The organism is Gammaproteobacteria bacterium (genome assembly GCA_022450155.1).
Classification (GTDB): Bacteria; Pseudomonadota; Gammaproteobacteria; order Arenicellales; family UBA868; genus REDSEA-S09-B13.
This window is the reverse complement of record JAKUQR010000017.1, coordinates 60,666-68,961: the sequence shown is the minus strand read 5'-3', so window position 1 is coordinate 68,961 and position 8,296 is coordinate 60,666. Positions and strand designations below refer to the sequence as shown.

At 52.8% G+C, this 8,296-nt stretch carries 6 protein-coding genes and 1 pseudogene; 2 read left to right on the top strand and 5 right to left on the bottom strand.

The annotated features are described in order from the left end of the window. A partial coding sequence (locus MK323_10460; protein ID MCH2482579.1) for an AsmA family protein occupies positions 1–2,512 on the bottom strand: 2,512 nt, incomplete at its 3' end. Positions 2,513–2,627: 115 nt separating this feature from the next. Between MK323_10460 and ttcA the strand changes: the two genes are divergently transcribed. Together ttcA and MK323_10450 are read left to right on the top strand one after the other, a co-directional pair. Further along, positions 2,628–3,485, top strand: a complete 858-nt coding sequence (gene ttcA, locus MK323_10455; GenBank protein MCH2482578.1) for a tRNA 2-thiocytidine(32) synthetase TtcA — start codon at positions 2,628–2,630, stop codon at positions 3,483–3,485. Then, on the top strand, positions 3,482–4,780 hold the full coding sequence (locus tag MK323_10450) for a M18 family aminopeptidase (protein ID MCH2482577.1): 1,299 nt from the start codon (positions 3,482–3,484) through the stop codon (positions 4,778–4,780). Before ttcA ends, MK323_10450 begins: the two co-directional genes overlap by 4 nt. A 19-nt stretch (positions 4,781–4,799) precedes the next feature. Here the strand turns inward: MK323_10450 and MK323_10445 are convergent, their stop codons facing one another. The 4 genes and pseudogenes from MK323_10445 to MK323_10430 form a co-directional block, all read right to left on the bottom strand. Further along, positions 4,800–5,123 (bottom strand): c-type cytochrome, encoded by a 324-nt coding sequence (locus tag MK323_10445; protein ID MCH2482576.1) that lies wholly within the window; start codon positions 5,121–5,123, stop codon positions 4,800–4,802. Between the two features lie 294 nt (positions 5,124–5,417). Continuing rightward, complete coding sequence (locus tag MK323_10440; GenBank protein MCH2482575.1) at positions 5,418–6,998, bottom strand: peptide chain release factor 3; 1,581 nt, start codon at positions 6,996–6,998, stop codon at positions 5,418–5,420. A gap of 114 nt (positions 6,999–7,112) precedes the next feature. Continuing rightward, positions 7,113–7,433: pseudogene (gene rimO / locus MK323_10435) on the bottom strand (30S ribosomal protein S12 methylthiotransferase RimO). Positions 7,434–7,452: 19 nt separating this feature from the next. Next, positions 7,453–8,277, bottom strand: coding sequence for a kinase/pyrophosphorylase (locus tag MK323_10430; GenBank protein MCH2482574.1), 825 nt, complete (start codon positions 8,275–8,277; stop codon positions 7,453–7,455). Positions 8,278–8,296 lie beyond the last annotated feature (19 nt).

Sequence of the window (8,296 nt, the reverse complement as noted above, 5' to 3'; positions counted from 1 at the left end):
TCCCGGCAATTTTCCGTCGATGATTGCCAGTCTCATTCAACGGATAGGATATTTCTCCACTGATATCGTTGCGGTCTGCCGTCATCTTAAGCTCTGTCACCAGTAGAGTCTCGCCATCCGTTCTGACGGTCGCCTGCGCCTGTAACGGCATGTCTCCCTGCAATGAAACTGGAAGCAGAGCTGACACCTTGGACAAACGATCCACCTCGAACTTCAGCTCAAGCTGCGAACCTATCTTCCACTGCTCCCCCCAGACCCCTTCTGCCGTCAACTGACCGAGTTTCTCGGACTGAAGGTTAACTGATCCTTTAATTGACTCGTGTGTGTCCGTTGCACGGCTAAACTCGCCTGTCACCTGCAACCGGCCCATGGGCGGCAACCCAACACCTGTGATCTGACGCAATTCGTGAGGACCTTCCGCAGTCAGCACAAAACTGGCGCTGAATCCGGTCTTGTCATCAAATGTTTCAAACTCACCAGCGAACTGAGCAGCCAGAGATTTAGTCAGCAACTCGCCCTGTACCCTCAGCGGCAACGCTCGCTTACTGGAGGGGCGTACCTGTAACTGAATCTGCGCGGGTTCGTGATAATCCCCCGGCCCGCCATAGTGTTCAATCAGCCGGCCCAGTTCAGCCACATCGAGATTAAGATCCCACATCGGCCGCGGCGTGTGCATTAAATTGATCAGGCTACCGGTAAACCGGCCGCTAAGCCCATCACCGGAAATCTGACCCACCAGTCCGGACAGTCGAGCCTCATTGCCGTCAAAATCAAACCAGCCCGTGACACTGGCCCCCAGCTGGGGGGGTATCGGCCATTGTATTCCCCAGGCTTGGGCAAGCACAGCAATGTCTTCAGTGTGGCCTTCGAAATTCAGTGCCAGTTGTAACTGCTCGTCCAACCCGTCAACCCGCCCACTGCCGCTGACTTCCAGTTGTGGAGAGTTGATCGCCACATTCACGATCTCTATGCCACAGCTGCTATTGGCGCAGGTGAGAACTCCATTTGCGCGGGCGGTTGCATCGACGGGGAACTGTCTACCCAGACTGTCTGCAAGGCTTCGAACACTTCCTGTTCTTGCGGTGAACCCAAATTGGCCTTCGAAACTGTTTTGCAACAGGTCAAACTGACCTGTGCCCTCGAGTGTCAGATCTGTCGTGTCAAAAGAAGCAGAAAGATCACTCAACCGGTAGCCTTTGTAGTTGCCGTGTAAAGCGCCCGTCACCTGAGCGCTGCCGCTTAAGGGCACCTCAAGTTTGAATTGCCTCAACAGTTCTGTCAGCTTGTCCGAGGTCGCCTCTATATTGAGTGCAAGATCGGGGCCGTCGGCTAAGCCCAGATGACTCACATTACCTGTCAACTGGATGCCCAGACGCGGGCTCTCTCCAATAAGCATAATCTGGCCAAGGTGGAAATCGCCCGGCTGCCCGGACAATATGCCCTGACCCGAGACACGGACATCAGTCAGCACATCAAGGCTCATGAGTGCCGCTAATTCCTGAAGGCTCTGATTCTTCATCTGTAGACGCAGCTCACCTATTGAACGGTGTCGTCTGACGTTGGCCGGCACTAGATCCAGATCACCCTGCGCTGTGAAGTTCAACGGTTGTGCTGTCGTGGACAACCGGACCGATTCCAGCCGGAGATCCCGTCCTGGGCTTCCGACCAGGTGACCGGTTGCATTCACCGTACCACTGAAAATCGCGTCGTTCTGCCACGGCAAGCCGGGCAATAGATCAGTCAGATTTCTTTCCAGGCGTCCTGTCGATACCTCGAGATACAGATCAGCGTTAGACGCTGTTCGCAGATTGTTGACCGCGCCAGAGACGCTGCCACTTACACCGTTGCCCACGAACGTCAGATTGACCGGCGCCAGCTGATCAGAAACCAGCCCGTTAAGAGACCCCAGTGCACCACTCACCTCAATAGCGTCTCCGGCATAGCTCAGTTGCCCGCTGATCTGACCCTTTTGATTTTGACCCTCACGTGGCAAAACATAGACCAGCGTATCGACTCGTATTTCCCACGGGTCTGCCTCAGCGCCAGACCCGTAAGTGAGACTGCCGTCCACCACCGATACACGACTGACCGGAAGCGGTAGAACCGGCACCACCGGTCCCCGATCAGGCTCCCAATTGGGACTGCCGTTGGGGTCGACTTCCAGCTGCAGGGTTGGCCGCTCCAGCAAAATCTCGCGGATTAGCAGTCGTCCTCCTGCAAGAGCTCCCATATCCAGTTCAAATCGGACGTTCTCTACTGTCAGAAAATGTTCCTGATAATTACCGGCAGGATTACCCACAACCAAGCCTCTGACCTCTAGCCGAACTGAGGGGAAAAGACGGGCCGACAGACCCTGGTCAATGGACACTGGTCGATCGATGGCTTCGCTTATCTGTTGTGCCACAGCATCGCGATAGCGGTTCCAGTCAGCCCACTGAATAATGGACGCCAGGAACAGTACGAGGCCACAGAAACAAACAACCACCCACCCGATTACTTTAACGAGCCGCAAGAAGTCTGTTCCCTGTGTATGATTCGCCTTTCGGAGAACGCATTGCGCGACCCTAACACAAAGCGCACTATCGTGGGTTCGGAAAGCGCACCTGACGGATATATCCGGTTACAAAATGACAATGTCAACTTTACAGCTCAGCCACACAGCACAAAAACTTGAAAAACGACTTCGTCGCAACGTTGGAAGAGCCATACAGGACTACAACATGATTGAAGAAGGTGATCACGTCATGGTCTGCATTTCCGGTGGCAAGGATTCTTTCTCACTGCTGGATATCCTGTGTCGACTGAAAATCAGAGCACCGATTGACTTCCAGTTAACCGCTGTCAATGTTGACCAGAATCAACCTGGATTTCCAACTGAACTACTCGAAGTTTACCTGCAGGGGCTGGGGGTTGATTACCGAATTATCGATCAGGATACCTACAGTGTCGTCAAGAATATCGTCCCCGACGGTAAAACAATGTGCGGCCTGTGTTCACGACTTCGCCGGGGAATACTGTACAGCTTTGCACAAAGCCAGGGGATGACAAAAATCGCTTTAGGCCATCATCGAGACGATATTGTTGAAACACTTTTCCTCAACATGTTTTTTGGTGGTCGACTCAAAGCAATGCCACCAAAACTGTTGAGCGACGACGGAAACAATGTGGTCATCCGCCCATTGTCCTATTGCAGTGAAAAAGACATCGCACAATACGCCCAGCTGAAAAAGTTTCCGATTATTCCGTGCAATCTTTGTGGATCACAGCCGAACCTCCAGCGCCAGACTGTCAAACGAATGCTCGCTGACTGGGAACACCAACACCCCGGTCGGTCAGCGACCATATTCCGAAGCGTCACGAGCATCTCACCCAGCCAGCTCGCCGACACGAGTCTTTTCGACTTTGCCAGACTCGGGGCTCGTCACGGGCCCAAAACATGGCTACCCGAAGGGAACACAATTGATATAGAGAACGCCAGGCTATGAATGAATCAGAATTCAATAACGGGCTACTAGAGTTTCTAGCTGACTCACCCACACCTTTTCATGCAGTGAAACAACTGAAGCAGCTGTTGACTGCTCAGGGGTTTGAACAACTTGCAGAGGACAGCAGCTGGTCGCTTAAACCCGGAGGACGTTACTTTGTTGTTCGAAATGGCTCGTCGATCGTGGCGATCAGAACGGGCCCTGTTCATCCTACTGATGGGGGACTGAGGCTGATCGGCACCCACACCGACAGCCCTTGTCTGAAGATCAAACCCGCACCCGAGATCAGCCGTCAGGGCTTTTTGCAGCTGAGTGTAGAAATTTACGGTGGGGTCCTGCTCTCACCCTGGTTTGACCGAGACCTGTCCCTGGCCGGCAGAGTCACTTGCCGTATGGAAAATGGAGAGATCAACAGCCTGCTGACCGACTTTCGACGCCCTGTGGCGACAGTACCGAGTCTCGCCATTCATTTAAATCGAGATGTACATAAAAACAGGACCATCAATCCACAAAAAGAAGTGGTTTTACTGGTGAGCTCAGGTGACGGCGACAGCAGAAGTTTTCGACAACTGCTTCTTGACCAGATCCAGCATGAGCACGCCAACATACCCGTTGCCGAGGTCCTGGATTACGAAATCAACTGTTACGACGTGCAACCACCTGCGGTGATCGGGCTAAATGATGACTTCATCGCCGCCTCAAGACTGGACAACCTTTTGAGTTGTTATGCCGCTTGCCGAAGCATAATCGACGCCTCTGGAGAAACCACCGCCGTGATGGTCTGTAATGATCACGAGGAGGTTGGCAGCCTGTCGGCCAGCGGTGCCCAGGGCCCGTTTCTGCGTTCCACACTCGAACGTCTATGTGGGAATTCAGAGACGATGAACAGAGTCATGGACTTGTCCATGTTGCTTTCCGTTGATAATGCGCATGCGGTGCATCCTAATTACGAAGACAAGCATGACCCACAGCACCGGCCTTGCCTCAACGGTGGTCCGGTCATCAAATACAACGCTAACCAGAGATACGCGACTAACAGTGAAAGTGCAGCGCTGTTTCGTAATTTATGCCAAACCCTTGATATACCCGTTCAACAGATCGCCATGCGAAGCGATATGGCGTGTGGCAGTACTATTGGACCAATAACGGCGGCGGAACTGGGCGTCGCAACAGTAGATATCGGATCCCCGCAGCTGGCCATGCACTCGGTGCGCGAACTCACGGGGCGCAACGATCCAACGCTACTCTACCGCGCGCTTAAAGGCTTCCTTGATCAACCGTCACTGTGGTGCTGATGTACATCAGCTCAGTACCTTACTGAGACTGACTTACCATGTAGTCGACCGCCGCCTTGATGTCATCGTCACTCAGATGAACGAAACCACCCTTGGCAGGCATCACACCCGTCTGTCCTTGAAATCCCTGAATCGCATGCTCATACACCACCTCAATGCCCTGCGCAATACGGGCGACCCAGGCTTCTTTGTCGCCCAGTTTAGGTGCGCCGGCAGCACCGGACATATGACAGGCCATACAGCCACTGTTGTAGACTGCTTGTCCGTCAGCGCTAACACCTGCTGTCCATGCAGCTGAACCCATCATCACTGAGGCCAGCATCAGCACTTTGGTAAATTTCATCTAAAGCTCTCCAGGGGTTTATCTATACCAGGGAAGTGTATCGCGCAACCTGCAAGAGTCGTAACTCAAATTTGTGTCGGTACTTTGATTGCGCTCAGGTTTTCTAATCCAGATCCGCCAGACCCTGGCAACGGCACGGGTATCCAGTTGCCCAATTGCCCAGCGTCAGCGGGATTGATCAACGGCACAGCCTATAAGACTGACTGACATCCAGCCGTCGCGAACACATCATTGGAGATTGATTAATAGTGGTTTATTTTTATAAAATAATTATTTAATAAAGTTATTATATTACTATAACTCCTTAGTATTTCTGAACTGAACATCCGGCCAGCGCTCCATGGCCAGATGTAAATTAGCCAGATTCGGTGCGATATAGGCCAGATCTCCACCCGCATCCAGTGCCAGATTCTGTCGAGCTTTTCTCTGAAACGCTTCAAAATCAGACTTTTTATCGCAGGCAACCCAGCGGGCGGTTACCACCTGCACCGGTTCAAAGCTGCAGTCCACACCATATTCATGTCGCAGGCGATGTACGACCACGTCAAACTGCAGGATTCCGATCGCGCCCAGGATCACATCGTTCGACGCCAGCGGCCTGAACACCTGGGTCGCACCCTCTTCGCTCAACTGGTCCAACCCTTTATGCAGCGCCTTTGCCCGCAAAGGGTCACCGAGCCGCACCCGCCGAAAAAGCTCAGGGGCAAAATTGGGCACACCGGAAAACTTCAGAGTCTCCCCCTCGGTAAACGTGTCACCGATCTGGATAGTACCGTGGTTGTGCAAGCCGATGATGTCGCCTGCGTACGCCGACTCCGCCGACTCACGCTTTGAAGCCAGAAAAGTGATGGCCCTGTGAATCGGCGTGGTCCGGTTTGCCCGGACTTGATGAAGCTTGATACCCGGCCGATAAACACCGGAATTGATGCGCAGAAATGCTACCCGATCATGATGTGATGGATCCATGTTAGCCTGAATCTTGAAGACAAACCCGGTGAATACCTGCTCACTGCTGTCGACTTCTCGAGAACCGGCATCCCGAACTCCCGGGCAGGGCGCGTAGTCTACAAAACAGTCAATCAACTCGTCAGTACCTTCACCGGCAAGTGCTGAACCAAAAAAAACAGGCGTTAACCGCGCCTGCAGATAAGCCTGGAGATCGAAAGTGTTGCTGGCTCCAGTCAGCAATTCGATCTCCTCCCGCAGGCGATCAGCATCTGCACCAATCGCGTCGTCCAGATCATGATTTGAAATTCCGCAGATTGTTCTTTCACCGGCTACTGAATTTCCTGATTTTCTTTCAAATAGGTGAATGCTGTCATCGTAAAGTCGGTAGACCCCACAAAAATGGCGACCGGTCCCCACTGGCCATGTCATGGGTGCGCACCGAATTCCCAACACCGACTCTACCTCGTCCAGCAGTTCTACCGGATCCCGACCTTCCCGATCGAGCTTGTTGATGAATGTCATGATCGGTGTGTCACGCAGCCTGCACACCTCCATAAGCTTGATGGTTCTGTTTTCTACGCCCTTTGCTGCATCAATTACCATCAGTGCGGAATCCACCGCCGTCAAAGTCCGATAGGTATCCTCCGAGAAATCGGCATGCCCTGGCGTGTCTAACAGATTGATGACATGTTCACGATACTCAAACTGCATGACTGAAGACGTTACGGATATCCCTCTTTCCTTTTCCATCTTCATCCAGTCTGAAGTCGCATAGCGTCCTGTCTTACGGGCTCGCACCGTACCCGCAGCCTGAATAGCGCCACCGTAGTGAAGAAATTTCTCCGTCAGGGTCGTCTTCCCCGCATCGGGATGCGAGATGATGGCGAAAGTCCGCCGACGATTAACTTGGTTTACGTGTTCATCCATGACTCAAGCCAGCAAGGGCGTGAAAAAGCGCGAATTATAGCGAACATCGAGCCATCGGGGCCTCCGCTGGTGGTTCTAGCCAGCGCTTTCCCCGAAAATCCTTCAGGACCTTGTGGCCTCGACAGAACCATCTCCGGTTACAGCAACCAACCCGGGGAAACGCCGCAGGATGTTCTGATTCCCGGTTGCCAGGCATCCAGTGACAATGACTCTCCCGTTTTCGTCTAGTGCTTGGGTTATCGCCTCCAGGGATTCTTCAACGGCAGCCTCGATAAAGCCGCAAGTATTGACCACCACTATGCTCGCATCTGAATAACTGTCTGAAAGGGCATAACCCTCAGCATGCAGCTGGGTCAGAATCCGCTCAGAATCAACCAGGGCCTTGGGACAACCAAGACTGGCAAACGCGACCCGGGGGATTTCCCATCTTTTCAGCGCACCGTTGAGACAAGCCTCAGCCGCGCAGTTCCCGTCGTATCTGCATCTTCTGAAGAATCGTCGTGCCTATTTCTTCTATCGACATCTGGGTCGTATCTGCAAACGGAATAGCTTGGTGCCGAAATACTGCCTGGCCCTGCGCCAGCTCATATTCACACTGTTGCCGAGATGAATAACGGCTATTCGGTCTGCGCTCCGAACGAATCTGGCAAAGGCGGTCTGAATCGATGGTGAGTCCAAACAAACGGCCTCGAAACGGCCGCAGAATAGCCGGCAACACACCATCGCTAAAATCTTCTTCAGTCAGTGGGTAATTGGCGCAAAATAGACCGAATTGAATCGCCAGATACAAACAGACTGGGGTTTTACCGGTTCTCGATACGCCCAAAATGATGAGATCCGCCTTGTTATAGTCGTCGATACTGACACCATCGTCACAGTCCATCGCATAATGGACGGCACGGATACGAGAGGTGTAGCGATCCCGGTTGACCACACCATGACTGTGGCCGATTTCATGGCTCGACTCCAACTGCAATTCCTTCTCTAACGGCTTAAGAAAAGTTCCAAATAAATCAACGAAAAAGCCGCGGGCACGCCGAATACCTTCAAACAACTGTGGACTGATAAAAGTGGCAAAGATCAGGGGTCTCGCCGTGTCATTGTCAGCCACTTCGTTAATCTCGCGAACCGCGTCTACCACCTTTTCAGGAGTGTCCACAAATGGCAGGGCTCTTGTGTGAAATATCACGTCTGGGAACTGGGTCAATAAGCTGTGACTCAGGATCTCTGCGGTGATCCCGGTCCGGTCGGACACAACAAATACGGTTCTTTCGGGCAATTCGGTCTAGCCTCGCAAC